Annotated in this window: 25 protein-coding genes; 9 read left to right on the top strand and 16 right to left on the bottom strand. The window is 66.3% G+C overall.

Features of this window, described 5'->3' with window-relative positions:
* The first annotated feature begins 123 nt into the window (after positions 1 to 123).
* Complete coding sequence (locus ACJH7A_RS27465; protein ID WP_406803030.1) at positions 124 to 765, top strand: DUF2510 domain-containing protein; 642 nt, start codon at positions 124 to 126, stop codon at positions 763 to 765.
* 59 nt (positions 766 to 824) lie between these two features.
* Here the strand turns inward: ACJH7A_RS27465 and ACJH7A_RS27460 are convergent, their stop codons facing one another.
* The 9 genes from ACJH7A_RS27460 to ACJH7A_RS27420 all read right to left on the bottom strand — a co-directional run bounded on the left by ACJH7A_RS27460 (position 825) and on the right by ACJH7A_RS27420 (position 6834).
* Positions 825 to 1523, bottom strand: coding sequence for an SDR family oxidoreductase (locus ACJH7A_RS27460; protein ID WP_406803029.1), 699 nt, complete (start codon positions 1521 to 1523; stop codon positions 825 to 827).
* 192 nt (positions 1524 to 1715) lie between these two features.
* Positions 1716 to 1979, bottom strand: coding sequence for a hypothetical protein (locus ACJH7A_RS27455; protein WP_406803028.1), 264 nt, complete (start codon positions 1977 to 1979; stop codon positions 1716 to 1718).
* Position 1980: 1 nt separating this feature from the next.
* On the bottom strand, positions 1981 to 2517 hold the full coding sequence (locus ACJH7A_RS27450) for a hypothetical protein (protein WP_406803027.1): 537 nt from the start codon (positions 2515 to 2517) through the stop codon (positions 1981 to 1983).
* The gene (locus tag ACJH7A_RS27445; RefSeq protein WP_406803026.1) at positions 2514 to 2990 is read right to left on the bottom strand and encodes a hypothetical protein; all 477 of its coding nucleotides are present in this window, start codon (positions 2988 to 2990) and stop codon (positions 2514 to 2516) included. Before ACJH7A_RS27445 ends, ACJH7A_RS27450 begins: the two co-directional genes overlap by 4 nt.
* A 61-nt stretch (positions 2991 to 3051) precedes the next feature.
* Positions 3052 to 3873: a hypothetical protein gene (locus ACJH7A_RS27440; RefSeq protein ID WP_406803025.1), complete on the bottom strand. Its 822-nt coding sequence runs from the start codon at positions 3871 to 3873 to the stop codon at positions 3052 to 3054.
* A 41-nt stretch (positions 3874 to 3914) separates the two neighbouring features.
* A complete protein-coding gene (locus ACJH7A_RS27435; RefSeq protein ID WP_406803024.1) occupies positions 3915 to 4541 on the bottom strand; it encodes a hypothetical protein in 627 nt (208 codons plus the stop codon).
* Positions 4538 to 6178 (bottom strand): WXG100 family type VII secretion target, encoded by a 1641-nt coding sequence (locus tag ACJH7A_RS27430; RefSeq protein WP_406803023.1) that lies wholly within the window; start codon positions 6176 to 6178, stop codon positions 4538 to 4540. Before ACJH7A_RS27430 ends, ACJH7A_RS27435 begins: the two co-directional genes overlap by 4 nt.
* A 33-nt stretch (positions 6179 to 6211) precedes the next feature.
* Positions 6212 to 6505, bottom strand: coding sequence for a WXG100 family type VII secretion target (locus tag ACJH7A_RS27425; RefSeq protein ID WP_406803022.1), 294 nt, complete (start codon positions 6503 to 6505; stop codon positions 6212 to 6214).
* A gap of 8 nt (positions 6506 to 6513) precedes the next feature.
* A complete protein-coding gene (locus ACJH7A_RS27420) occupies positions 6514 to 6834 on the bottom strand; it encodes a WXG100 family type VII secretion target (RefSeq protein WP_406803021.1) in 321 nt (106 codons plus the stop codon).
* 265 nt (positions 6835 to 7099) lie between these two features.
* Here ACJH7A_RS27420 and ACJH7A_RS27415 point away from each other — a divergent pair, with 265 nt between their 5' ends.
* Positions 7100 to 8056, top strand: coding sequence for a mechanosensitive ion channel family protein (locus tag ACJH7A_RS27415; protein WP_061004422.1), 957 nt, complete (start codon positions 7100 to 7102; stop codon positions 8054 to 8056).
* A 38-nt stretch (positions 8057 to 8094) separates the two neighbouring features.
* Here ACJH7A_RS27415 and ACJH7A_RS27410 read toward each other — a convergent pair whose 3' ends face one another.
* Positions 8095 to 8514, bottom strand: a complete 420-nt coding sequence (locus ACJH7A_RS27410) for a GreA/GreB family elongation factor (protein ID WP_406803020.1) — start codon at positions 8512 to 8514, stop codon at positions 8095 to 8097.
* A gap of 147 nt (positions 8515 to 8661) precedes the next feature.
* On the opposite strand from ACJH7A_RS27410, the gene ACJH7A_RS27405 reads away from it, so the two are divergent.
* The 3 genes from ACJH7A_RS27405 to ACJH7A_RS27395 all read left to right on the top strand — a co-directional run bounded on the left by ACJH7A_RS27405 (position 8662) and on the right by ACJH7A_RS27395 (position 10539).
* A complete protein-coding gene (locus ACJH7A_RS27405; protein ID WP_406803019.1) occupies positions 8662 to 9867 on the top strand; it encodes a hypothetical protein in 1206 nt (401 codons plus the stop codon).
* A gap of 76 nt (positions 9868 to 9943) precedes the next feature.
* Positions 9944 to 10159, top strand: a complete 216-nt coding sequence (locus ACJH7A_RS27400; protein ID WP_053854134.1) for a hypothetical protein — start codon at positions 9944 to 9946, stop codon at positions 10157 to 10159.
* The gene (locus tag ACJH7A_RS27395; protein WP_212812426.1) at positions 10156 to 10539 is read left to right on the top strand and encodes a type II toxin-antitoxin system VapC family toxin; all 384 of its coding nucleotides are present in this window, start codon (positions 10156 to 10158) and stop codon (positions 10537 to 10539) included. The genes ACJH7A_RS27400 and ACJH7A_RS27395 overlap by 4 nt, the downstream gene beginning before the upstream one ends.
* Before the next feature lie 151 nt (positions 10540 to 10690).
* Here the strand turns inward: ACJH7A_RS27395 and ACJH7A_RS27390 are convergent, their stop codons facing one another.
* The 4 genes from ACJH7A_RS27390 to ACJH7A_RS27375 form a co-directional block, all read right to left on the bottom strand.
* Positions 10691 to 12679: an OPT family oligopeptide transporter gene (locus ACJH7A_RS27390; RefSeq protein ID WP_406775985.1), complete on the bottom strand. Its 1989-nt coding sequence runs from the start codon at positions 12677 to 12679 to the stop codon at positions 10691 to 10693.
* 76 nt (positions 12680 to 12755) lie between these two features.
* Positions 12756 to 14372: a peptide chain release factor 3 gene (locus tag ACJH7A_RS27385; RefSeq protein ID WP_212812424.1), complete on the bottom strand. Its 1617-nt coding sequence runs from the start codon at positions 14370 to 14372 to the stop codon at positions 12756 to 12758.
* A gap of 69 nt (positions 14373 to 14441) precedes the next feature.
* Positions 14442 to 16253, bottom strand: a complete 1812-nt coding sequence (locus tag ACJH7A_RS27380) for a sulfatase-like hydrolase/transferase (protein WP_406803017.1) — start codon at positions 16251 to 16253, stop codon at positions 14442 to 14444.
* Positions 16254 to 16443: 190 nt separating this feature from the next.
* Entirely contained in the window at positions 16444 to 18267 is a 1824-nt protein-coding gene (locus ACJH7A_RS27375) for a fatty acyl-AMP ligase (protein ID WP_406803016.1), read from the bottom strand.
* Positions 18268 to 18473: 206 nt separating this feature from the next.
* Here ACJH7A_RS27375 and ACJH7A_RS27370 point away from each other — a divergent pair, with 206 nt between their 5' ends.
* Both ACJH7A_RS27370 and ACJH7A_RS27365 read left to right on the top strand, forming a co-directional pair.
* Positions 18474 to 18869 carry a DUF6153 family protein gene (locus ACJH7A_RS27370; protein ID WP_406775982.1) on the top strand — a complete coding sequence of 132 codons (396 nt, stop codon included), beginning with the start codon at positions 18474 to 18476 and terminating at the stop codon, positions 18867 to 18869.
* Positions 18870 to 18916: 47 nt separating this feature from the next.
* A complete protein-coding gene (locus ACJH7A_RS27365; protein ID WP_406803015.1) occupies positions 18917 to 19570 on the top strand; it encodes a DUF305 domain-containing protein in 654 nt (217 codons plus the stop codon).
* Between the two features lie 162 nt (positions 19571 to 19732).
* Here the strand turns inward: ACJH7A_RS27365 and ACJH7A_RS27360 are convergent, their stop codons facing one another.
* Positions 19733 to 22096, bottom strand: coding sequence for a YbhN family protein (locus ACJH7A_RS27360; RefSeq protein ID WP_406803014.1), 2364 nt, complete (start codon positions 22094 to 22096; stop codon positions 19733 to 19735).
* Between the two features lie 48 nt (positions 22097 to 22144).
* Positions 22145 to 23926: a penicillin-binding transpeptidase domain-containing protein gene (locus ACJH7A_RS27355; RefSeq protein ID WP_406803013.1), complete on the bottom strand. Its 1782-nt coding sequence runs from the start codon at positions 23924 to 23926 to the stop codon at positions 22145 to 22147.
* A 126-nt stretch (positions 23927 to 24052) separates the two neighbouring features.
* Between ACJH7A_RS27355 and ACJH7A_RS27350 the strand changes: the two genes are divergently transcribed.
* Together ACJH7A_RS27350 and ACJH7A_RS27345 are read left to right on the top strand one after the other, a co-directional pair.
* Positions 24053 to 24790: an SDR family NAD(P)-dependent oxidoreductase gene (locus tag ACJH7A_RS27350; protein ID WP_406803012.1), complete on the top strand. Its 738-nt coding sequence runs from the start codon at positions 24053 to 24055 to the stop codon at positions 24788 to 24790.
* Between the two features lie 168 nt (positions 24791 to 24958).
* Positions 24959 to 25189, top strand: coding sequence for an ATP-binding cassette domain-containing protein (locus ACJH7A_RS27345; RefSeq protein ID WP_406775977.1), 231 nt, complete (start codon positions 24959 to 24961; stop codon positions 25187 to 25189).
* Positions 25190 to 25262: the final 73 nt, after the last annotated feature.

Here is a 25262-nt window from a genome sequence, read left to right as displayed (position 1 = left end):
GGAGGGTCATCACCAGCGGCGAACGAGCAAGGTCATCCTCGCCCGAACGGGTTGAACACAATCAATGTCGGTGGTCGGTGTCATTCTGTTCGGCTTGCTTGAAATGCGCCGAGAGGACCCGACATGCCGAATCACGACTACCCAACCCCAGCGCCGGGTTGGTACCAAGACCCGAGCGGCCAGCCTGGCCAGCGCTACCACGACGGCCGACGCTGGACCGAGCACTTCGTACCGACCGCGCCCGCTACGCCGGCACCCGCGGTCGCTGTCGCAGTATCAACCGGCGGCGGACCCAACCACGCGCTGCACGCCATCCTGACCTTCCTGTCTTGTGGGCTGTGGCTGCCGGTCTGGATCCTGGTCGCGATCTTCGGGGGTAGTTCGTCATCGGTCGCTATTGCGAACGGAGGTAATGGGCTTGGCGCCATCGCCCGGACCCGCAGGCGTTCCGGGGTCGGCGTGGCAGCAGTCTTCGGCGGCCTGTTGCTGCTTGGGCTGGCTCACGAGCATCCGTGGCTGTACGTCGCGCTGATCGCCTTCGCGGTGCTTTCCGCGTTTGCTGCCTGGACGCTCAAGTCGGCCCAGGCGCGCGAAGCTGAGCTGCGCCGGGAACAGTTCGAGCGCGACATGATCGCCAACCGCGCCGACCGCGAGGACCGGTTCTTTGTTGAGGGCGATCCCCGCGGTACCTACGGCCACTACATGCCTCCTGAGTTCACCCATGACGCCGGCTACGACCCCGACTCCGGTTTTGGCGGGCGGTGACGACTGGCTCCTCAGCTAATCGCGTTGGCGCTAACAAGTTGAAACGTCAGCGCCGTTCGCTACGACCGAGTGAAGGCCAGGTTTTCAACTGGCCCGGACAGCGCCGCTTTCACCTGAACGGAGAGATCATCGACCAATACCTCAGCCGCGCCGGCTTCCAAGCCGTCGATGATGCGTCGGGCGACGTCGGCCGGAGCAAGCTTGGGTGCGTTGATGCCGTCGGTCATATCGGTGTCGATGTACCCGACGTGCACTCCGACCACCTGGGTGTGTTGCGGCTGGAGTTCCTGGCGCAGCGAGTTGGTGATCGACCAGATCGCCGCCTTCGAGGCACCGTAGGCGCCGGCGCCGCCGAGCCACGACAACACCGAGTGCACATTGACCAGGGCGCCTCCGCCGTTGGCGGCGAGGATCGGCGCGAAGGCGCGCGTCACCCGCAGTGGCCCAAACACATTGGTGTCGAAGGTGTCGGTGATGTCATCCCAGCTGCCGGTCAGCAGATCGTCCAGGTGGGAGACGCCGGCGTTGTTGATCACGATGTCGACGTCGCCAGCGATATTCGCCAGTGCTGCAACCGAATCCGTCGAACTGACTTCGAGACCGTACGTGACCACTTCAGCACGGTCGTCGGTGAAGTCGGTCCGTGCGGTCGAGTAGACCTTGCGGGCGCCTCGGGCCAGCACCTCGTCGACCAGGGCCGCGCCCAGGCCCCGTCGCCCACCCGTTACCAGAACCACCTTGCCTGCTACATCGGTCATGGCACGTTCCTTTCAATCTGAATAACGACCTCGTTACTGAGATAGAACCACCGACGGCGACGAATGTGACCGCTGACGATGTGTGGGATTCGTGACGGACGCGCGGGGAATAGCGGCAGCGCATACCGTGTTCGGCGGCGACGCCGCCGCACGGCTAGCGCTAAGGGAACGAGCGGACTGCCAGCGCTCGCGTCAGACAGGCGTCCCTCGGTTGGTGCCGGGCCTCAGGATCAACAGATCGTCATGCTGGTGCCGCCGACAGGCCTTGACAAACTCGATTGCGGAAGTCCTATCAGCCAGAAACGCGTCGGACTGCTCCGGCGAAATCGCGTAGTACTCTTCGTAATCCACCACGCCGTTGCTGACGGGGATTGAGACGTAGGGCCTCCCCGAATCGAGTTCGATGCCGACGGAATACCGGTCTGCTCGGGATACGAACACGTCGCTGAACCTCACGTCATCCTCCGATCGAGCGGTTGCCATGGCGCTTGGAGGCCTCGTCGGCGGCGGTGTCGGCGCACCCGGGCTGTTCGCGCAGACTCCAGCCGGCGGGAACGGCGTGGTTATGGTCCGCCAAGGAAGTTTCGCGCAGTGCCCATCCAGAAGTGTCAATCGAGCTGGTTCGGACGTACTCGACGAGGAGCTGCCCGACTTCGTCCGGCATGAGCACTTCGTTCTGGTTCACTTCGACCGAGGTGCCATCCTTTCGGGCAAGCGGCACCAGCAGCCCTTTGTCGCCCGGATGTCCGAGGGTGAACAGCGTCCCGTTCCTCATCAGTTCGACCGTCAGTCCGGCTTGAGTGCCGGTGGTCTGTACGAAATTCTCAGCCGGTTCGACGTGGTCGGAAGTCTCGTAGTTCTCGGGCAGTTCGAACACGATCATGAAGAGCTTTCGCTCACCGATGAGGCTGACGAGATGGTTGAGCTGCATCTCCGCTCGTGCCGGCTCGTCCGAGAGCGCGACCGTAGCGAATTCTCTGACCGCATACCTCATGGCACCCTTGCGCCCGGCGGACGCTGCTCACCTTCGCCGTATCGTTCCGCGACCGCGGTATCCGAGAACTCCGGCTGTTCGCGCAGACTCCAGCCTGCCGGGACGGAGTGGGTGTCGTAGTAGTGCTGGAAGAGCTCGATGGCGTCGGTGGCTGTGAGTACTTCGGAGGGGCACACCAGATATGTGTTGTCGCCGTTCTGAATTGGCTCGGTCTCGGCCGACTCACCTGCGCCACCGGGCCGGCCGATCGTGTACAGGTGGTGCACGCCGTTGGCGTCGGCTTGCTTGATCTCGACGGTGAGCCGATCGGGAGCGACGCCAGTGGCCTGTATCCACTCGTCCGAATAGGGGAATTGGTCGTACGGGACTTCCGGACCCACTGGGTAGATCGAGTAGTAGGTGTATTCGCCGTCGCCGAGGCGATTGATGCCCGCGGCGATTTGAACGGGAATCTCTTCGGTGAATTCGCTCATGTGCATCTTTGCCCGGTTGGACTCAAGGATGTGCGTCGCTCGTTCGAGTCTCACTTGGCATCTACTTATCCGCGCCCGGAACCCATTGGTTCTCGACGCCCTGCACATTCGTCAGGCGACTGCTCTCCACCACAGCCTCGAACACGCCGGCCTCAACCAACCCAGCGCCAACCCGCTCGGCATCGGCCGGGTCGTCGGTCAGCAAGAGCACCTCTGCAGTTGAGCCAGCTGAGCGCAGAATGCGCACAGGAACACCGTCGACCTGAGCCGTGAAAACCCGTTCGAACACTTCGCATTCCGACATCGGGACGGTCTTGGACCACGCATGTGGGCGGACTGGCTCGAACCCCGTTGGGCCATTCTCGGTGAGCGCGGTCAGCAGCACGGTCTCCGCCACGACGTCGGCGAAGAACTCCCGGCCCTGCCAACGCGCCAACGTGCCCACCATCGGGCTCGGCGGCCGCCAGCGTTTGGCGCCCACCCACCCACGGCCAGCCCCCGCGTAGTGCGACAAGCACTTCTGTTCACCATCGGAACGGATTCGCCAGTATTCGGCCCCATAGGAGAACCGGGTGCGGCTCATGCGCCATACAGGGGCCGATGAGTCTCCGTAGAGAAAACCGTAGGGGAAGTCGAGCCAGGGACGGTCCGAGTTACTCGGCTTGGTGAACGTTGCGATCCGCGGCTGCTCAAATCGGACTACATCGGCGAACTCAGGAGCGGCGTCGACGCCGTATGCCGCCAACAACTCTGCTGGCGTCCGCAGACCGACCACCGCCGATGCTTCGGTGACGTATCCGCCGATCTGATCGAGTCCCGTCCCTACGATGGCGTGTGAGATTGGCGCGGCGAGCAGCTTTTGGAACACGAACCACTCAGGCAAGATGGCCCTCCGTTGACGACGTCACCGGCCTGTTGAGCGGCCTAGTCGCCACCGCGGCGATGGGGCTTACCTTCCAAGGCCTTCGACGCTTTGTCGAGTTTCTGCTGTGTTGCTTCGCTTTTCGTGACGGGAGCCTTACCGGCGGACGGCGTAGCGTTGTCCGCTTCCGCGCCGTCGGAGAGTCCGCTGGCAACTGCCGTATCGGAGAACTCGGGTTGTTCGCGCAGACTCCAGCCTTCGGGGACGGCGTGGGTTTCGTAGTAGTGCTGGAACAGTTCGATGGCGTCTGTGGCTGTGAGCACCTCGGATGGGCGCACCAGGTATGTGTTGTCGCCGTTCTGAATTGGCTCCGTTTGGGCAGACGAATCTGCAGCGTCTGCTCGGCCGATGGTGTACAGCCTGTGCACGCCTTTGGCGTCGGCTTGTTTGACCTCGACGGTGAGCCGATCAGGCGCGACACCCGTGGCCTGCATCCATTCGGCCGGGTGGACATCATCGTAGATACCTGCGTCGGCCGGCAGGGGATAGATCGACATGTAGGTGTACCGGCCGTCGCCTAGCCGCTTGATAATTGCGGCGATCTGGCCAGGAATCTCTTCTGTGAATTCGCTCATCCACCCCGACGAGCGATTCGTCGCCTGCACGTGGGTTGGCCTGTCAAGTTTCATTCGGTCGGCACCGTTTCAACGCGAACGCTTGTGACCTTCACAGTCTCCACCACTCCTTGCTCGTTTGTGATCGTGACGTAGGCAGGATTCGTAGCTGACACCTTACTGTCAAACTCCGCCTGTCCCTTAGTCGGAAGGGCGCCTCCAGATTTCACCTCGACGCCTTCATATGTACCGTCGGGTTTGCGCGCGAGACCGTCGTAGAACCGTCCGCCGGGCGCCCCACCGTCCACCGTTGCTTTCCGCTGCTCGGTGCTAACCCAACGGCCGGGGTAGCGGTCCTGGTACTGCTCAATGCCTTCTGCTTCACGCCCCTTCCCGTAGCTCCCGCCTTCGCGACCGGTGTAGTGCCCGTACTGGTCTCTACCGTCACCTCGGTCTACACCTTCACCCGGGCGTCCGGTGTGCGCGTGCATGATCGTGACCGGGTTCAGCGCCGCCTCGTGCGACAAGTCAATGGCGCCGGCGCCGGCCAGGGTGCCGCCGGTAGCGATCATGCCCAAACCGGCCACGTTCACCGGGACGCCGACCACCGCGCCAATGCCGGTGGCGTCGAGGATGACGCCGGGAACCTCGATCCCGGCTCCACCCGCGATCAACGCGGCCCCGCCGATCATCCCCAAGGTGTCGAGCGGGTTGTGGATCGCCGCGTTGCCGAAACTCGCCGCCGAGTTGACCACGTCAGCCAGCACGTTGTACGCGGCGTCGCCGAACTGCTGAAGCTCCATCTTGGCCCAGTTAGCCATGACCGAGGCGATCGCTTCGGCGGCCGCGATCAGTGGCGCGAGCAACGTGGCCAACGCGTCCACTTCGGCCTTGAAGTTGTTGACCACGACGCGGATGTCGTCGGCGATCTTCTTGATCTCGTCTTCATCCTCGCCGGTGAGGAGGTCCCAGACTTCACGAATCCCGGTCATCGGGTTCACGATTCGCGACAGCAAGTCCAAGATCGCCGCGTGAGTGGCTTCGATGTGTCCGGCGTAAGAGTTGAGGTTTGATGCGACCTGGACGCACTGGCCAAAAAGCGCCGTCGCGTTGGTGTTGCCCGCCACGACTGCCTGCGCGACCTGTGCGCCCTCCGGAATCTGTTGCGCCGTAACCACGCCCAGTGCGTTGAGCAGTGGTGCCTCGGCGCCGAGGAACGCCGATCCCGCCGCTGTCCATGCTCCGGCTGCCGCCCGCAGCTTGCTGGGACTGCCGTCGGGCCAGATCATGCCCAGGAAGGGTTCGACCAGTGACCAGCCCGGCGGCGCGCTCTCGTTGCTGCCTTCGGCCGATGGTGGGACCTGCGCACTGACGAACGCGGTCGGCGCCGCGGCTGGCAGCGGCGCTCCGCCGCTGCCGTGAGTGTTCGACGCAACTTCGGCCCGCGAATAGCTCGTCGCGCTGGCCCGGATGCCGTCGCCGATACGTGCCATGCCATTTCGCAGGTCCACCATCGCTTCGAGCATCGATTTGGCGGACTTGTCATACGCGCGGCCGTGGACGATGCCGGCCGGGTCATCACCGGACATTCCTCCGCTGCCCGAAAGCGCAGAGTGCAAGCCTTCGATAGCCCTCCCGAGCGCTTCGGCCTGGGCGTCCACGGACTGCCCGGCGCCATCGAGTGCGCGCGGATCAACAACAATCGGTGCCACAGGGTTTCGCCGCCTATCGCACCGTCGGCCGGGTCACCGTGACCACATCGTTTGATTGCTCTTGGCCGCGCCGGTGTAGTTGCCGTGCGCCTTGTGGGCGGCTTCGCGCAGCTTGACCAGGGCTTCGCGCATTTCTTGCGCACCCTCAGCCCAGCGACGATGCGCGTCTGCCTGCGTCGCGGCGGCCGTGCCCACCCACGTGGCGTGGAGTCCCGAAACCTCGGCATCGGCTTCGGTGATCATCGCTTCGATCCTGGCCTCTACCTGGGTCATCTTCTCGACGATGTCCATCAACTTGTCGGTATCGACTCCGAATTCGTCAGACATGGCAGGCCCTAACCGTCGATTCTCATCTGGGTGCTGAGCGCTGCTCCCGAGTGACTGTCCTGGCTCTCGTATGCACCGGCCGCCGTAGAGAGCAGGGTCGCCATCTCAGCCAGGCCGGTGTGAACGTCCTTGGCGCCCTCATGCCATTTCCAGAATGATTCGGCGAATGCGCCACTGGACAGCCCGGTCCAGCCCGATCCGACGAAGCCGGATACCTCGTTGTCGATCGTCTTCACCTGCGTCGCGAGCTCGTCAGCCAGGGAACTGATCGCCCCTGACACCCGCTGCAACTCTTCTGGGGAGACCCCCAGAATTCCCCCTCCGGCCATGCGATACCCCTAACGCGTACTGGCTGACGGTTGAAGCCTACCGAGCGTGCCAGGGGGTCGCTGACGCCAATTTCCTTGTCGCTCACAGGTTTTAGACAGGTTCTTGCCAGATTGCTGGCAGGAACCGGTGTCGTCGGTGTGACCCGGGCAACGACCAGCCCCACTCGTCGACTGGATCTCACGACCGGCGAAACCCGCTGGTCCCGCCTGCAGCCGTGAATCGCCGTGGCCAGGCGTTTCGACGCCCTCTCGTAGGGTCGAACCCGTGCATGTCTACCAACTGGCTTTCGAATGGACCGAAACGAACCGACACTGGCTGCTCGAGGTGCCGATCCGGATCGTCTCCTACGGCGTCATCGCCCTGATCGCGCGGCTGGCCCTGCACCGGGTGATCGACCGCGCCACGACCGGTCGAGCTGGCAAGACCATGGCCGTCGACGAGGAATCGCAGGCCAACCGTCCGCCGTTGTTGCGCTACCTGCGAGACCGCGCGGCCTCGTCGAACGCCCGCAAGGCCGCCGAGCGGCGCCGCCAGCGCGCCCAGACCATCGGCTCGGTGCTGAAATCGACGGTGTCGATCCTGCTGCTCCTGTGGCTGGTGCTCGCAATCCTCAGCGTGCTGGGCGTCAACATCGCGCCGTTCATCGCCTCGGCCGGTGTGGTCGGTCTCGCGATCGGCTTCGGCGCGCAGAACCTGGTCCGCGACTTCGTCAGCGGCATCTTCATGCTGCTCGAGGATCAGTACGGTGTCGGCGACAATGTCGACCTCGGCGACGTGACGGGCGAGGTGCAGAGCGTCGGCCTGCGTATCACCACACTGCGCGGCGGCGACGGCACCCTCTGGTACGTCCGCAATGGTGAGATCAAGCGCGTCGGCAACATGAGCCAGGACTACGCCGTTGCGAACGTTGAGGTTCCGGTGGCCTTGACCGCCGACCTCGACCGCGCCGAGCTGGTGGCCCTCGAAGCGGCGGAGGACGCGATCATCGACCCGGCGATCGCTGCCGACGTGTTAGGTGATCCGGAAATGCTTGGCGTGCAGGAGCTCTCGCCTGATCTGCTCACCTTGCGGATGTCGGTGAAAACCCGGCCGAACATGCAGGGCGCCGTGCAGCGCCGGATCCGCCGCGCGATTCTGCGCGCCTACGACGAACACGACATCGCTCTGCCGTACCCGCAGGGGCGGTTTCACGCGGTGGTGGGCGGTCGGGCCGCGGAGTAGGGCCCTGGGCTCCCCGAACAACATTGGTCGGGGAGCGGTCAGCGTCCGGCCGTCTCCTGCGGATTGACGCTGTCGACGGCCAGAACCGTGATCGCCATGCTCCGCCCGGATTCTGTCACGTATCTCCGGGTTTCGCCGACGTGCGAGGCAACGAGCGCTTTGCCCAGCGGGCATTCCACGGAGCAGGTGTCGCCCAACGGCTTGGCGTCGGCGGGCAGGACGAGCTGGAAGACGTCCGTGTCGTCAGGGTCGCCGTTGAACGACACGGTGACCCAGGCGCCCGGCACGGCCTGACCGTCTCCGATCAGCTCGTCGCGGGCGTCGATTCTGTTGGTGGATGAGATTTCTCGCGGGTGCCGGTCTGCGATGACCGCACCGTGTTGTTCAGCGGCATTCGATGACACCGGGTGTGGGGGCGGAACCCTTGACGCGGTGTTCGGGTGAAGTACAGCGTCCACGGTTGTCACTATCCGCCGCGCCGCCGGTCGTGGCGGACGCACGCGAGCTTGTTTGCCGTGATGTCACGTGATGTACGTCCGCGTGTCAGGAGGGCGCTGAAAACGGCGGCGGCGTACTTGTCGTAGCCCCGGCGTAGCGTCCGCGACATGACCGACAAACGACGTTTACGGAGCCTCAAACAGGCTCGACGCGATGTGCGGCGAGCGAAGAAACGCAAGGCCGGGAATGCTCTCGACCGACGGCTGAAAAATGTAACCGGACAGCTGAAAGATGTAATCGGGCAGCTGAACGATGCAACCGGACAGCTGACAGAAATAGTGCGGCCCAGGGTCGATCAGCATCCGGTCTATCTCGTCAGCATGGCCAGCCGCGCGATCAACGTAGGGAACCTCAACCTCACTTCGCTCGATGCCAGCAGGCCGGACGGCGAAAAGCTGTATCGCCTGTTGACCGGCCTTATGTCGACACGCAACCGGCCGGTCACTGCCTTACTCGCTGTAATCGCGGAGCTTCTGGTCGATGACCCAGCTCTGCAATTCGAATGTCGAGCGGAACTCGCACAGCGCCACGAGCACCTGCCGGGATGGATCCACTCACTGTCGCAGGTGAACGTGCACCGGGCTGTCCGCCGAAGTGATGCCTTCGGTGATGTCGATGAGATTGCCATTGGTGCTCGACTAGGGGGTGGTCATGGGCTGACTGTGGTCGTGCGGGTCGACCACAATCGGTTCTCGGGCGTCACCGACATCGCCATTGTGCCGGAGCTGATCGACGAAGTGCTTGCACGGATTGCGGAACCGGGTTCCGAGACTGTTGTCGAAATGGACCTCGCCGACGCGAGGGCGTGGATCGAAGGTGCTTTCAAGAAGCCAGTATTCGCGCGAGATGCCAATACGTGGATGCCAAACCGACCGCTGGTCAGGTGGCTGATCAGTCGGCTCCCGGAAGGCGGTGAGGGCCGCACACCGTCCATGGATTGGGCTTCCGCCGTGCAGCTGTGCGAGTCGTTCTTCGTTAGCAGTTCGTCTGCTCCGTTCAACGGCCCCGGCTACCGGGAGCAGCTGCTGGAGCTTTTCGAGACCGGCTCGGAAGACCCGCTGCGGTGGAGCGAAACACGTGTCCGAGACGTGTTGCGCAACCCGTCCTACTACGACGACGGCACGCCATTGGAGGTGGCGCTGGACGTTCCTGACCTGCTACGTGCGTTCATCCCATATGCGCACGCGCAGAGTGGGATTGGCGACGAGCTGACGTCACGGACGCTTGCTGTGATCGATGAGCTGAGGCCGAGCTACCGGCACGAACTTATGAGCGAGGCGCGAGAGTTCTGGGGGTACGACGATGTGGGCTGATGGCTCCTCAAGTCAGCTCGGACGGGTTGCTAGCAGATTGCAAGCGAGAAGTATGCAATCTGGGTACAGTGGTCGTATGCGGACTCTGCACCTCCGTAACGTCCCTGATGACGTCATGGATCGACTCGAACGGATGGCGCGTGCAGCGAGCACCTCGGTGACAGCCGTCGCGATCCGTGAACTCGATGCCGCGACTCGTCGAGTCGACAATGCCGCATTGCTGGCCACGCTGCCCGATCTGGATATCCCGACCGAGACCATCGTCAAGCAGTTGGAGTCCGAACGCCGGTGATTGTCGTCGATGCGTCGGCGGCAGTCTCTGGGCTTCTGCACGATGGTCAAGCACGTCGACTACTCGCTGCCGAATCGATTCACGCGCCGCACTTGGTGGATGCGGAGGTGGCCAGTGTCTTGCGCCGGCAAGTGGCGTCCGGTCGGCTTACCTCTGCGGAGGGCCGGCAGGCTTTGAATGTCTGGAGCGGGCTCGGGCTGATCCGCTACGCCGCTCCACCTCTCCTGGAACGCATTTGGGAACTTCGTGAGGCTGTGACGGCCTACGACGCGATGTACGTCGCCCTCGCTGAGAACCTGGACTGCGCTCTGGTGACCGCGGATGCTCGGCTGTCAGGAGCGAATGGCCCACGATGCGCCATCACTGTCGTCCCGCGCTAGGAGAAGCATCCTCTCAGCGTTGACAGTGTTGCAGCACATGCGATTTGGAGCCGTCAAGGATCCTTGACGGCTCCAAGTCGAACATGTCGGGAGAGGCGTCCCGCCCTCGCGGCACGCGCAGGCACCACGAAATCAGCGGCAGCCAAGCGACTCAGCGTTCAACTGCCACCGGCTCGCTCCCCGCAATGACGCGCGTCCGCTTGTACATCCACGCCAGCACGGCCGCAAAGGCCACGACGCCGATCACTTCAGGAAGGGACCCGCCGAAACCAGAGAACAGCGCAAAGGGCTCGTCGGAACCAGTCCCGGCCACGAACCCGGCAAAGACGACGCCGTAAAGGCTCTCACCAACGATCATGCCCGTCGCCAGCAGCACGCCGATCCGCTTCTTGCGCTCGACGTCGCCGCCGGTCCGGTCGGCCCAGCGGTTATAGAAGTAGCCGAGAACAGCACCCAGCGGAATGATCAGCGTCAGGCTCATCGGCAGGTACATGCCCATTCCGACGGCCAGCGGCGGCAGCGCGAAACGTGATGTGCGGGTGAGGGTCTCGTCGACGAGAATGGCGACGACACCGATCACGGCACCCAGCCCGATGAGCCCCCAGTTCAGCGACCCGCCGAACACGCCCTTGGCCAACGACGAGATCAGTGCGGCCTGCGGCGCGGCAAGGGCATGATCGCCGGCCCCGGGCGCGCCGAGGAAACCGAACGCCCGCTGCATCAGGTTGAGGACCGGCGGAATGATCGCCGACCCGAACGCCACGCCAATCACCAACGCCACCTGCTGTTTCCACGGTGTCGCTCCGACCAGCTGGCCGGTCTTGAGGTCCTGCAGGTTGTCGTTGGAGATGGTCGCGACACCGAACGTGATGGCGGCGGCGAACAACGTGAACGCCACGAGCGCGGTCGACTGGCCGGCGTCGGCCCGCCCGAAGACCACCTTGATCAGCACCGCGGCGATGAGGACCGTCAGGATGCCGACGCCGGATATCGGGCTGTTCGACGAACCGATCAGCCCGGCCATGTACCCGCACACCGAGGCGATGACCAGCCCGATGACGAAGATGAACACCAGGCTCGCCGCGATGATCGCGGCCGAATGCCCCTGCAGCACAGTTCCGCGACTGAAATCCCACAGCAGCACGGCGATCGGCAGCAGCATCACCACGACGGTGCCGACGACCATGGGGAAGGGGATGTCGCGCTCGGTGAGCTCGACGACCTGGCCCTGCCGCCGGTCACGTGCCGACCCCAGCGCAGCGGTGACGCCCTTGACGATGGGGCGCAGGATCTTCAGCAGCGTCCAGATCGCCGCGACGGCAATGGCTCCCGCGCCGACGAACCGCACCTCGTGCACGAAGATGCCGTCGATGATGTCGCCGATCGGTTCGCTACCGGTGAGCGCGCCGTCGGTGCGGATGGGCAGCAGCACCCCGTACGAGATGACGAGACCGACGAGCATCGCGATGCCGACGGTCATGCCGATCAGGTGCCCGACGCCGATCATCGCCATCGACAGGCCGGCGGTGAACATCGTGCCGCCCGCGCCGATACGGGTATATGCGGTAACGGAATTGGCGAGCACCTTCATATTGGCGAGCAGCCCGAAAACGGCCGACACGACCGAACCGAACGTGATGACCTTCAGCCCGGTGCGGTTGGCCTCCACGCCTTCGGTGCCGTCACCGACCTTGAGTACCTCGGCGGCGGCGACGCCTTCGGGGTAGGGCAGGTCGGTTCCGGTGACCAGGGCCCGGCGCAGCGGGATCGAGTACATGACGCCGAGCGTGCCGCCGACGGCGCACACGGCGACGGTGGTCCAGTAGGGAAAACCGGTCCACCAGCCGACCATGATCAGCCCGGGCAGCACGAAGATGATCGCCGACAGCGTGCCGGCCGCCGACGCGACGGTCTGCACGATGTTGTTCTCGACGATCGAGTGGTTGGCGAAGCTGCGCAGCACCGCCATCGAGATCACCGCGGCAGGGATGGCAGTGGCGAACGTCAGGCCGACCTTGAGTCCGAGGTAGACGTTGGCGGCGGTGAACACGAGCGTGATGACACCGCCGAGCAGGATGCCGCGGACCGTCAGTTCGCGCAGCGTCGGGGTGGCGGGGGTCGCTGGAGTGGCGGTGGCCAACTCTCGTCCTCTCTCTTGGGTGCTCTACACCGTAAGCGCTGAGCGTCGCGGTGTGCCCACCTTCGAGAGGGGCGCGTCAGCTTTCGGCCGCCGCCACCAACGACCGGAGCTTGATGGACGGGTTGTCCCGCTGGAACCCTTCGAGGCGCCACGGTGTCGAGAACAGCACGAGCATGACGCCGTCGGTGCGGGTCAGCACCTCGCAGGAGACCTGCTTGCTCATGAACTCGGCGTCCTCGGGCTCGACGACCCGCGCCACCTGGTACGGCAGCGACTCGAGCGAGATGGCCGCGCCGATCTCGGTCGCCATGCGGTGCGCGGCGACCTCGAACTGCATGGGGCCGACGGCCGCGAAGACGGGCGCCTGCTCACCGCGCTTGTCCGAGCGCAGCACCTGCACGACACCTTCTTGATCGAGCTGCTCGATGCCCTTGCGGAACTGCTTGTGCTTGCTCGGATCCTTGCCGCGGACCACGGAGAAGTACTCGGGGGAGAAGCTCGGAATCGGCGGAAACTCCACGGGCACATCGCGATACAGCGTGTCGCCGGGGCGCAGCGCCGCCGCGTTGGCCAGGCCGATCACGTCGCCGGGCCAGGCGTCGTCCAGTGTGGAGCGCTGCTGGCCGAACACCGACTGCGCGTACTTGGTCACGAAGGGCTTGCCGGTCCCGGCGTGGGTCAGCACATCGCCGCGCTCGAACGTGCCCGAGCACACCCGCGCGTAGGCGATGCGGTCGCGGTGCGAGGTGTCCATACCGGCCTGCACCTTGAACACGAACGCGCTGAACGGCGAATCCACCGGGCGCGGCTCACCCGCGACATCGCGGATCGCGCCAGGGGAGGGCGCCAGGTCGACCAGCACGTCCAGCAGCTGGTTGACGCCGAAGTTCAGCGCGGCCGAGGTGAACAGCACGGGGGAGGACTCGCCGGACAGGAAGGTCTCGCGGTCGTAGTCCGAGCCGTCCATCGACAGCAGTTCGGACTCTTCGACGGCGGTGTCCCAGTCACCCTCGGCGGCGTCGTGCGCCTTGTCGGCGGGGATGTGCTCCTCGGGCGCGGCGGTGGCGCCACCGGCGGTGCGGGTGAAGCGGATGTAGTGGCCCTTGCGGCGATCCATCACACCCTTGAAATCGCCGGCGATGCCCACCGGCCAGGTCAGCGGCGTCGTCCGCAGCCCGATGCGCTCGTGGATCTCGTCCATCAGCTCCAGCGCGTGCCGGCCCGGGCGGTCCCACTTGTTGATCACCGTGATGATCGGGATGCCGCGGTGCTTACACACCTGGAACAGCTTCAGGGTTTGCGGCTCAAGGCCTTTCGCGGCGTCGATGAGCATCACGGCGCAGTCGACGGCCGTCAGCACCCGGTAGGTGTCCTCGGAGAAGTCGGCGTGGCCGGGGGTGTCGAGCAGGTTGATGACGCAGTCGCGGTACGGGAACTGCAGCGCCGTCGAGGTGATCGAGATGCCGCGGGCCTTCTCCATCTCCATCCAGTCCGACACCGTGGACTTGCGGCCCGCCTTGCCGTGGATCGCGCCCGCCTCGCTGATCACCCGGGCGTGCAGGGCCAGCGCCTCGGTCAGCGTCGATTTACCGGCGTCAGGGTGACTGATGACGGCGAATGTGCGGCGACGGGCGGCTTCGGCGGCCACCCGGCCGGCGGAGCGGGTATCGGTGGCGGGGGCGGTGTCGGTCATGGCACCAGACATGCTATTGGCCGACCAGGCAAAACCTGTAATCGCGACGGCGTGACCTGCAGGTTTTGCCTACGGGCGGAACCGGCACAGCAATCGGCGGACGGCGCTGCCCGGCTCCGGCGGCCGCCGGCTCACATACGGCCACGGATCGTTGCGCTCCGGTACCGACGCCGTGCGGACCAGCTTGAGCTGCGTCCGCAGGTGCCGCCGCAGCTCGTGCAGGCTGGGATCGCCCCAGCGGTTGGACGCCTCGATCGGGTCGGCAGTCAGGTCGTAGAGCTCCCACTGGTCGTCGAGCGGGTCGGTGCGGTACGTGTCGCCGCCGCGGCTGTTGGCGGCCAGGTGGCGCACACCCGGTTCGGTCCAGGTCGCCGGATCGTCGAAGGTGCGGACCAGCTTCCACAGGTGCCCGGCGCCGCCGGCCGCCTCGGCGTTGGTGACGCGCGAGACCAGCCCTTCGAAGTTGGCCGCGACGTTTGCGGGCACCTTGATGCGCAGCAGCGCTGGCGGATTGGTGTTGGCGCCGATGGCCTGTGCCGCGCCCGATGCCCCGGTGTCGCCCTCGAGGATGTTGTCGCGCGTCATCAGGTAGATGGTCCGATCCTGTTCGGCCGCAGCACCATTCACCACTGGCATGAGGTCGCGGCCGGGGAGGGGATGCACCTCGGTGAACGACGCGGCGAGGGTTTCGGCGGTCGCGGCGATGTCGATGCCGGCCGCGCCGAGCAGCGTCGGCACCAGGTCGACGTGTGATGTCGGTGCGTTGACTTCGCGGGCGGTGGTCGCGTCGGCGCCGATGCGGGCGATGACGAACGGAACACGCGTCGCCTCGTCGTACAGGTTGAACCACTTCTGGTGCAGCCCGCCGTGCGCGCCCAGCAGGTCGCCGTGATCGGAAGTCCGCACCAGTACGGCGTTTTCGGAACCGTTCTCGGTGACGGCGCGGCGCACCCGGTCCAGCGGGCCGTCGACTTCGGCGTGCAGGCGGTAGTAGAGGTCGCGGTACTGCTGCGCGTTGCGGCGGTAGGTGCGTTCGATGACCGCGGCCGGGCCGTAGCCGGAGTAGTAGGCCTCACGGAAGGCGGCCTGCGCGGCCGGCTTGTCGGTCAGATCTTCCGTTGCGGTCGGCGCCGCGGGAACGTGCGGCGGCTCGAGGACGGGGTAGTCGAGCAGCGGGCTGCGGCGGACCCAGGCCGGGAACAGCACGATGTCATGGGGATTGACGAAGCTGGCCACCAGCAGGAACGGCCGCAGCGCATCCGGGTCGCCGGCGCGCCGCCGCGCGTAACGGTCGTCGAGCCAGGCGACGACCCGCTCGGCCACCAACGGGTCCCGCCGAAAACCGCTGTTGGACATGGCCGCTCCGTGCGGCTCCGGCCCGACCCAGCCGGAGAAGCCGTAGGGCCCCAGCGGGTCGGCGTCGAGGTAGGCCTGCACGGCCACCGGGTCGACGACACCGTCGGCGTCGTTGGTGGCGAGCGGCTTGCCGGTCTTGGGGTCCTCGAGGTCGGCGTGCGAGATGTGCCACTTGCCGTCGTAATGCGTGTCGTACCCGGCGGCGCGCAGCCAGTTGCCCAGCGTCGGCACCTCGCCCTGGCGGAGCCACCGCAGCCGCGAGTCGTCGTACCGCTTGCCGAGACCGTCGGTCTGCGTGACGCCGTGGAGGTCGGGGTACTGGCCCGTGAAGAGCGTCGGCCGGCTGGGCGCACACGCCAGGGAGCCAGTGTAGTGCCGCGTGAAACGCACGCCGTTTTCGTCGAACCACCGCCGGCCCGTGAGGGTCCGGTGACGCCAGTCCAGGACGTCGTCGGTTTCGTACGGCGGGATGGCGCGTTCTTCGTCGGTCATGAGGATGACGATGTCGGGGCGCTGCTCCGTCATCTCGGTGCTCCCATCGGCGGAATGGGCCCTACTCGAGGGCTACCCCGTCATCCAACACGAGCGGCGACCACGGCGCCGCAAATTGGCGCGATCGACAAATAACGTTCTGTTAACTCTGATGACTCGTGTCCCAGTGGGCTGCCGTGGCCCCAAATCGAAAGTGCCGCAACAGTGCCCGGCGCGCCGATCGCTAGTCGAATTGACCGGCGAGAAACTCCGCGCGGGCGGCGCTGCGGGCCAGCTTTCCCGACGTCGTACGCGGGATGCGGCCGGCCGCAACGAGTCGCACCTCGGCGACGCGCACCTGGTGATGACGCGCCACCGCGGCCCGCACCGCCTCGGCCACCGGCTCCAATTCGGCCCGCCCGGCACCCACCGCGCGCTCGGCGATCACGACCAGTTGTTCACCCGAATCACCAGGAACAGCAAAGGCTGTCACGTAGCCGGAGCGCACCGCCGAGGAGGCGCGGCTGACCGTGGCCTCGATGTCCTGCGGGTAGTGGTTGCGCCCGTCGACGATGACGAGATCCTTGATGCGGCCGGTGACGAACAGTTCGCCGCCGACGTAAACGCCCAGATCGCCTGTGGCCAACCACAATGCGTTGTCCTCGGCGCCGTCGGCGTGGCTGACGGTCTGACGGGTCTGCAGCTTGTTGCCGAACACCCGCTCGGACTCCTCGGGCCGCCCGAAGTAACCCCGGCCGATGTTGTTGCCGTGCAACCAGATTTCGCCGACGACGCCGTCTGCGGCCTCGTCGCCGTCGGGCGTCACGATCACCACCCACTGGTCGGGGATGGCCTGCCCGCACGAGACGTGCGGGACCGCACCGTCGGCGTGCCGGCCCACGACGACGGCCCGGCCCGCCGCGAGCTCGGCACGGTCCAGATATGTGGCGCACGGCTTTTCGTCCGCGCCGATGCTGGCGACCGACAGCGTGGCCTCGGCCATGCCGTACGAGGGCTTGACCACCGTCTCGGGCAGCCCGTACGGCGTGAACGCCGCCATGAACTGCTCGATGGACGGCAGCGTCACCGGCTCCGAACCGTTGAGCAGCGTCACCACATTGCTGAGGTCGAGCGCCTCACCGGCCGGCGGCAGGCCGCGCTGCGCGCACAGTTCGAAGGCGAAATTGGGTGCGGCCGCGAAAGTCCGGCCGTGGGCGGCCTCGTCGGCGAGGCGCCGGATCCACCGGTAGGGCCGGCGGACGAACGCCATGGGGTCCATCAGGCTGATCTGGCCACCGCACAGCGCGGGGAACATGATCATGATCAGGCCCATGTCGTGATACAGCGGCAGCCAGCTGACGCTGCGGATGTCAGTGTCCAGGCCGCCGGCCAGGATCATCTGAATGACGTTGGTGCACACGTTCCGATGCGTGATCTCCACGCCGGCGGGGGTGCGCGTCGAGCCCGAGGTGTACTGCAGATAGGCGACATCGTCGGTGCGGGCGTCCGGGGCGACGTACATCTCGGCGAGGGTGTCCGGCACCGCGTCGACGGCGATGACCCGTGGGCGCTGGGCGGCGGGCAGCGTCTTGATGAACGTGCGGACCGCTTCGGCGGCCGCGGTCGTGGTCAGCACCACCGACGGCTTGGCGTCGGCCAGCACCGCGGCCAGGCGCTCGGCGTGCCCGGACAGCGCCGGCGCGAACAGCGGAACGGCGATGTTTCCGGCGTGCACGGCCGCGAAGAACGCCGCGACGTAGTCGACGCCCTGCGGCGCGAGGATCGCCACCCGGTCGCGGGGCGCGGTGACCTGCTGGAGCCGGGCCGCGACGGCGTTGACCTTAGCCCACAGGCCGTTCCAGCTGAGTTCGATGATCTCGCCGTCGGGATTGTGCGCGTAGTCGATGAACCGGTACGACGGGCTGTCGCCCATCGCCGCGCGGTTACGTTCCAGGAACGACGTCAGCGTGATGCCGTCAGGTATGACGATCCTGCCGTCCGGCTGAACGTATTGGTTCAGCGATTCCGCCGCCCCAATAATGCTGTGACTCAAGGCTTCCCGACCCATATGTCGACACTAATAGCGAATCTAAATAACCGACGAGTCAGACAATTATGAAAGTCGCCACTGGGGGAATGACGATGTGACGTGGCCCACCGGCTGCGGCGTCCGTGATCGCTGTCAGGCCGGCAATGGCCATCCGATTTATTCCCGTTGATATACCCCCCTCGGGTACTATGTTTTTCGTACCGATACCCGAACCGGAGGCCGACGTGACGCATCGCAGCACGCGCCGCCACGTCGGCTGGTGGGTTGTCGGTCTCTTGGTCTTGATCGCCGGCATCATCGGCATGCATTCGCTGGTCGTCACGTCCGCGCACGCTCCGTCGCATCATCCGCAGGCGGCCGTCCATCAGCACGCGAGCGCCCCGGTGGTGCAAACGTCCTTGTCGGATGCCTGCGACTGCAACGGACACAACGGGTTTCACGCCTGCGTCTTCGTCATGACCGAGCTGCTGACCATCCTGGGTCTGGCTTTGCTGTACTGGCTCGGCGTCGCGCCCGAGCAGAACGTGCAGGCGCGCATTCGACAGGCGTTGCGGCGCAGGCAAAGAGCCCCGCCGTGGACGGTGCTGACTCTCGCGGAACTGTCGCTCCTTCGAATCTGATGGGCCGCGCCCCGCGTCAACCCTTCCAAACTTCAAGGAGTTCAACCATGTTCAAAATCGCATCTATCGCCACCGCTGTTGCAGCCGGAACCGCCGCTGCCATCGCGCTCGCGGCCTGTAGCCCGCCGAACGAGCAGGCCTCGACGGTCTCCGCCACCACCTCGTCCATGCCGATGTCGGGCCACGACATGCCCGGGCACTCGATGCCGGGGATGTCGGGTTCCAGCAGCAGCGCGGCGCCGGCCGCCAACTTCAACGACGCCGACGTCATGTTCCTGCAGATGATGTATCCGCACCACGCGCAGGCCGTCGAGATGGCCAAGCTGGTCCCGACCCGCTCGCAGAACCAGCAGGTCAAGGACCTCGCCGCCGCCATCGAGAAGGCGCAGGCCCCCGAGATGCAGCAGATGACGACGCTGCTCGCGGGCTTCGGCAAGCCCGCGCCGTCGGCCACCATGAGCCACTCGATGCCGGGCCTGATGACCCCGCAGCAGATGACCGAACTGACGGGCCTGTCCGGCGCGGCGTTCGACAAGATGTGGCTGCAGATGATGGTCGAGCATCACCAGGGCGCCATCACCATGGCCAACGACGAGCTGAAGAACGGCACCAACGCCGACGCCAAGGCCATGGCGCAGGCGATCATCACCACGCAGCAGGCCGAGATCACCACGATGAACGGCATGCTCGCCAAGATGTGACGGCGGTACCGGGGCCGGTAGCGAGCTGCGGCCCCGGTCTGTCGGCACCTTTCGTTGGGACGCGTCAACTTTCCCTGACCCAGTCAGGGAAAGTTGACGCCTCCAGATCGCATGTGTCACAAGGCCGCCCGACACGCCGATCGCGACACGCCGCAGCAGGGTCTAGATCATCGCCTTCTCGGTCAGCCACCGCATGACCGGCCAGCCGATGAACACCGGCAGCCAGCACGTCAGCACCCGGTAGAGCAGCACCGACGGCACCGCGACGGCGGCGGGCAGGCCGAACGCGGCCAGACCACCGATCAGCGCGGCCTCCACGGCGCCGACACCGCCGGGGGTCGGGGCGGCTGACGCGAGCGTCCCACCGATCATCGTGACGACGCACACCGTCACGAACGACGTCGACCCGCCGAAGGCCTCGACGCTCGCCCACAGCGCCAGCGCGGCACCCAAAGTCGTTGCGGCACAGCCCAAGACGATCAGCCCGAGGCGGCGCGGTTCGCGGGCGAGGTTGACCAGGTCGGCCCACACCTCGGTCAGGCGCGGTCGCACCGAGGTGCCGAGCCAATGCCGGGCCCGCGGCACCAACATGAACGTGCCGACCACACCCAGAGCAGCACCGGCGATCAGATACAGGACCGTCGAGGACGGGACGAAGTGCGACAGATCGGCCGATGCGCCGGCGGCGGCGCTGAAGAAGATCAGCAGCGCCACGTGCGTGAGCACCTGAACCGACTGCTGCAGCGCGACGGCGGCCGTCGCACGCAAGGCGCCGAGCCCGGCCTTCTGTAGGAACCGCGTGCTGAGTGCCAGGCCACCGACGCCGGCGGGCGTCGTCGTCGCGGCGAAGGTGTTGGCCACCTGCATGATGGTCAGGTTCTTGAAGCTCACCGACTCCGAGGCGCTGGCCCACAGCGCCGCCGCCGCACCGACGTACGTCAGCGCCGACACCGCGAGGCCGAGCAGTGCCCACCACCAGTTGGCGGACCGCAGTTCGGAGAAGAACGTCGGCACCGTGCTGATGAACGGGTAGGCGACGTACACCAGCGCGATGAGCAGGACCAGCTGGATGACCTGGTTGCGGGTGAAGCGGGTGATGGTCTCGGTCTGGATGCGGTCGGCGCCGGTCTGGTGCTTCACCTCGTCGCGGGCCGCGGTGATCACGCCGCGCGAATCGGGGATCGACTCCCGCAGCCGCAGCGGCATCGCCGACTTCGTCAGCCGGCGCGACGCGGTCAGCACGGTGTCCTCGCCGAACTGCTCGATGGCGGCGGCGACCGCCTCCTCGGCGCCGTACATGGCCGTCGTCGTCACCAGCAGCTGTGCCACGTCGGATTGCAGCTGCACGTCGGACGCGCCGTATTCGGAGTTGCCCAAACCGCCGAACAGGACGGTGCGGTCGTCGACCGTAAGTTCTGCCGCGCGCAGGTCGCCGTGCGAGATCTGATGGTGGTGCAGCGCGCCCAGCGCGTGCCACACGTCGGCGACGGGGGTCTCGTTGGTCAGCGGCACGCCGCTCGCCGGCGTATGCGCGAACATCGTCCAGCCGCGGTCGAGGGCCGCGAGCGCGATGGTCCGGGTGTTGGCCAGGTCGAGGTCGCCGACCGCGATGGTCATGAGCGCGCGGTGCTCGACGGCGCGGCGCATCGAGGTCTGCAGGGGAGCGGTCTCGTCGTTGCGCAGCGTGATCTTGCGCCAGAGCTGGCTCATCGCGCCGCCCACGCGCTGGTTCGGCCCGTACAACTCGACGACGGCGCGCGTGCCGTCGGCCGAATCGGCGCTGAGCACCAGGGGCCCGGTGCCGGCGGGCCGGATGACCGTCAGCGCCGACACCTCGAACTGGCGGCGGGCCAGCGCCTGGACCCCGCCCGCCAGCGGAACTTCCAGCGCCGGAGTGCCGCTGACCAGCACCACGAGCGCGCCGACGAACCACCCGACGGCCAGGCCGAGCAGTGACCGGGCCGGCACGATCGCACTGACGACAAGGTGGATCGGCACGAATGCCAGCAGCAGCGTCCACCACCAGCGGCGCAGCCGGGCGGGCTGCCATGGGCCGGACACCGTCAGCACCGCGGCCAGCAGCGCGATCCAGCGGGGGTCGTCGAGGAATTGGGAGAAGACCGTGTTGAGGCGGTCGGACAGGTCGAAGTGCCAGTTGGGCGCCGCGATGCCGTTGGAGTTGATGGACAGCGACAGCACGGCGACGAGGCCCGCGGTGGCATAGGGGCCCAGCAGCTTCCATTGCCGCGTCACCAGCAGGCTCAGCAGGATGACGAACGGCAGCGCCAGGATCGCGATGGCGTACGCGATGTAGACCAGATTCGACTGCGTCGGCGTGAGCACGCCGACGATCCGGGACACCGACCGTTCCAGCCGCACCCAGTCGTTGCGGGTGATGAGCGAGCTGGTGACGACGGTGACCAGGAACGCTGTTGCAGCCACCAGCCGCAGGATGTCGTTGGTCCGGCGGGTGATCGGTTGCAGCAGGCTGCCCGAGACCGCGACCTCGCGCCCGTCAACCCGCATCAGCCAAGAATCCCAAGGACCGGGGCAGTTGGCGAAATTGGCACGCCGTTATCCGGCCAGCGCCGCACGCAGGAAGTCCCCGCTGACGGCCACCGCGGGCGCCGACGAATCTCCGCCGACCACCAGCGTCGCGAACGCGAGGTCCCCGACGATGCCCGCGAACCAGCCGTGCGAGTGCGTGTTGTCGCCGAATTCCGCGGTGCCGGTCTTCCCGCCGAGCCCGTCGATGTCCTTGAGCGCGGACGCGGTGCCCTCGGTGACGGTCAGGCGCATCATGGCCCGCAGGGCGTCGGCGGTCGGCTTGTCGATCGGGGTCGACGGCGTGCTGGCGGTGGTCTGCTGGCCGGGCAGCAGCGTGGGCGTGATGGTCGACCCGTGCGCGAGGCTGGCCTCGGCGACGGCCAACCCGAACGGGCTGACGGTGACGGTGCCCTGGCCGATGCCGTTCTCGACGCGCTGCGCCGGGGTGTCGGCGTTGGGCACCTTGCCCGTCACCGTGGTGATGCCGGGGATGACGAAGTCGACGCCGATGCCGAGGTTCTTGGCGGTGTTGGGCAGCGCGTCGGCGGGCAGCTTGTCGGCCAGCGCGCCCATCGTGGTGTTGCAGGAATGTGCGAAGGCCTGCTCGAGCGGGACGGTGCCGAGGTCGAACTTGTCCTCGTTGGGGATGGTGCGGTTCTCGATGGTCACCGTGCCCGGGCAGGGCTCGGGGGAGTCGGCCTTTGCGAGGCCCTTCTCGAGGGCGGCCGCGGTGGTGACGGTCTTGAACGTCGACCCCGGCGGGTACAGGCCGGTGAAGGCGATGGGTCCCTGCGCGTTGGCCGCGTCGTTCTGGGCCGCGGCGAGGATGGCGCCGGTGCTGGGGGCGATGGCGACGAGCACGGTGGGGCGGGGATCGGTGGCCACGGCGTGCTGGGCGAGGAGCTGCAGGCGCGGGTCCAGGGTGGTGCGGACGGGTTTGGTGTCGGCGGGGGCGTTGTTCGCGAGCTCGTCGGTGGGTTGCCCTTGATCGTCGACCAGATCCACCGACCAGCCGGCGGTCGCGTCGATGGCCTTCTGCCAGACCTCGGGCAGTCCGCTGATGGCCGGCGAGTGCAGGTTGGGGTCGGCGGTCAGCAGCGCGCCCTGCTTGGTGACGGTGACACCGGGAATCTGGGTGAGCTCGTCGGCGACCTGGCCGAGGTCCGCCTCGCGGAGCTTGACGACGGTGACGCGGTCGTCCTGATTTCCGGTGAACTCGGCTGCGATCGAGTCGGCGGTGATGGTGTCGTCGAACCGGGCAACCACCGGAGCCAGTGCCGCGGCGGAGTCGAGGTGGTCGCGGCTGAGGGTGATGACGCCGACGGTCTGCCAGCTCAGCAGCGGTTGACCGTTGCGGTCGACGACGGGCGTCAGCAGCGCTTTGTCTTCGCTGAACTGAAACGTGCCGCCCTGCCGGAGCTTGGGATGCAAAAGCGCCGGGGCCCAGCGGATTTTCCAGTCCTCACCGACCTTGGTGGCGATAGCCGTTGTGTCGTAACTGAATTCGCGGCCGGGCCCGAATGACCAGGTATAGGCGAGCTTGGCGGTCGACTTGTTGTCGCCGTCGCCGGGTGTGGCCTTGACGTCGAGTGTGGCGTTTTTGCCCATGCCGTCGAACATCGACTTGATGGCCGGTTCCGACGCCCCGGCGTCCGTGGTGTCCTTGGCGGCGGCGCCGGAGTCCTTGCGGTGCAACGCATCAGCAAACGCGTTGAAGGCGTCCTCGGGCTCCGGGCCGCCGAACAGCGAGCAGCCGGTGGAGCCGAGGAGCAGCGTGCAGGTCAGCAGCAGCGCAGTACGTTTCGTCATGACCCTCCGAGCCAACCATGAGTCGCTATGAATTCCGGCGTTGAAACGCTGGGGCGGGCCGGTATCGCGTAGTGTCCGAGCCGATCGATATTCCGCTACCTCGCGGAGCGTATTGAAAGGTCTGACATGAGTGGTGTGGTGGTCACCGGTGGTGCGTCCGGTATCGGCCTGGCGTCGGCCAAGGCCCTGATCGCCGACGGTCGCGCGGTGTCACTGTTCGACATCTCGCCGGAAGTGGTCGCCGTCGCGGACTCACTCGGGGCGCACGGCGTCGTCGTCGACGTGACTGACACCGACTCCCTGGCCGCCGCCGTCGAGCAGGCTGCCGCGGCGATGGACGGCGTCGACGGACTCGTGCATGCCGCGGGCCGGGTGCTGCCGGAGCCGGTCGGGATGTTCACTGTCGAATCGTGGGATGCCGTTGTCGACGTGAACCTGCGCGCACAGGCGCTGCTGTCCCAACTGCTGCTGCCGCATTTCGAGAAGGCCATTGCTGGTGGCGCCGCGCCGGCGGTCGTGGGGATCTCGAGCATCGAAGGGCTGGTTGGCAATCCGTTCATCCCGGCCTACTGCGCATCGAAGGCCGGGCTGCTGGGCTTGACCCGGTCGATGGCAGGTCAGTTGGGCCCGTTGGGAATTCGCGTCAACGCCGTGTGCCCGGGCTTCATCGAGACCCCGATGCTGGCCGATGCGCTGGCCGTTCCTGAGGTGAAGAACGCGTTCCTGGCGGCGGCACCGTTGGGCCGGCTGGGGCAGCCCGAGGAGATCGGGGCGGCCGTCGCGTTCCTCATGTCGCCGAAGGCGTCATTCATCACCGGCACCCAGATCGTGGTCGACGGGGGCGTGACGTCGCGGCACGCTTAGGGGCTTGCGATGAAAAGTGAACCGGTGCAGTCGAATTGGCGTCGTGTTACCGATCTTCCCAAACATGATCGGGGCGAAGGACTTTCAGGTCGGCTGGAAGTCCAACAATGAACGTCGACGCGCTCAGCGCCGCGAAAAACCTTTTGCGATGGCTCATAGGGTTGGTGTGTGGCTCATCTCGATCTGTCAAGGATCAGCTACGGCCTACCTGGCCGTCCGCTTCTCAACAATGTCTCGTTGTGGGTCGGCGAAGGGGAACGTGTCGCACTGATCGGCGCCAACGGTGCGGGCAAGTCGGCACTACTGAAAATCGCGCTTGGGGAGGTCGAGCCCGAGGAGGGCTCGATCGCCCGATCCAGGGGCGTCGGGGTGATGCGGCAGTTCATCGAAGGTGACTAGCCCGGATTTTGCGTGGTAATTGGTGTGGGTTCGGTGTGATGCCGAGTTGTGTTGTTGGGTAGTGGTTTTCGTG

Source organism: Mycobacterium sp. SMC-17, assembly GCF_045310915.1.
Taxonomy (GTDB): domain Bacteria; phylum Actinomycetota; class Actinomycetes; order Mycobacteriales; family Mycobacteriaceae; genus Mycobacterium.
The sequence above is the reverse complement of the archived record's forward strand: the minus strand, read 5'-3'. Positions and strand labels throughout refer to the sequence as shown.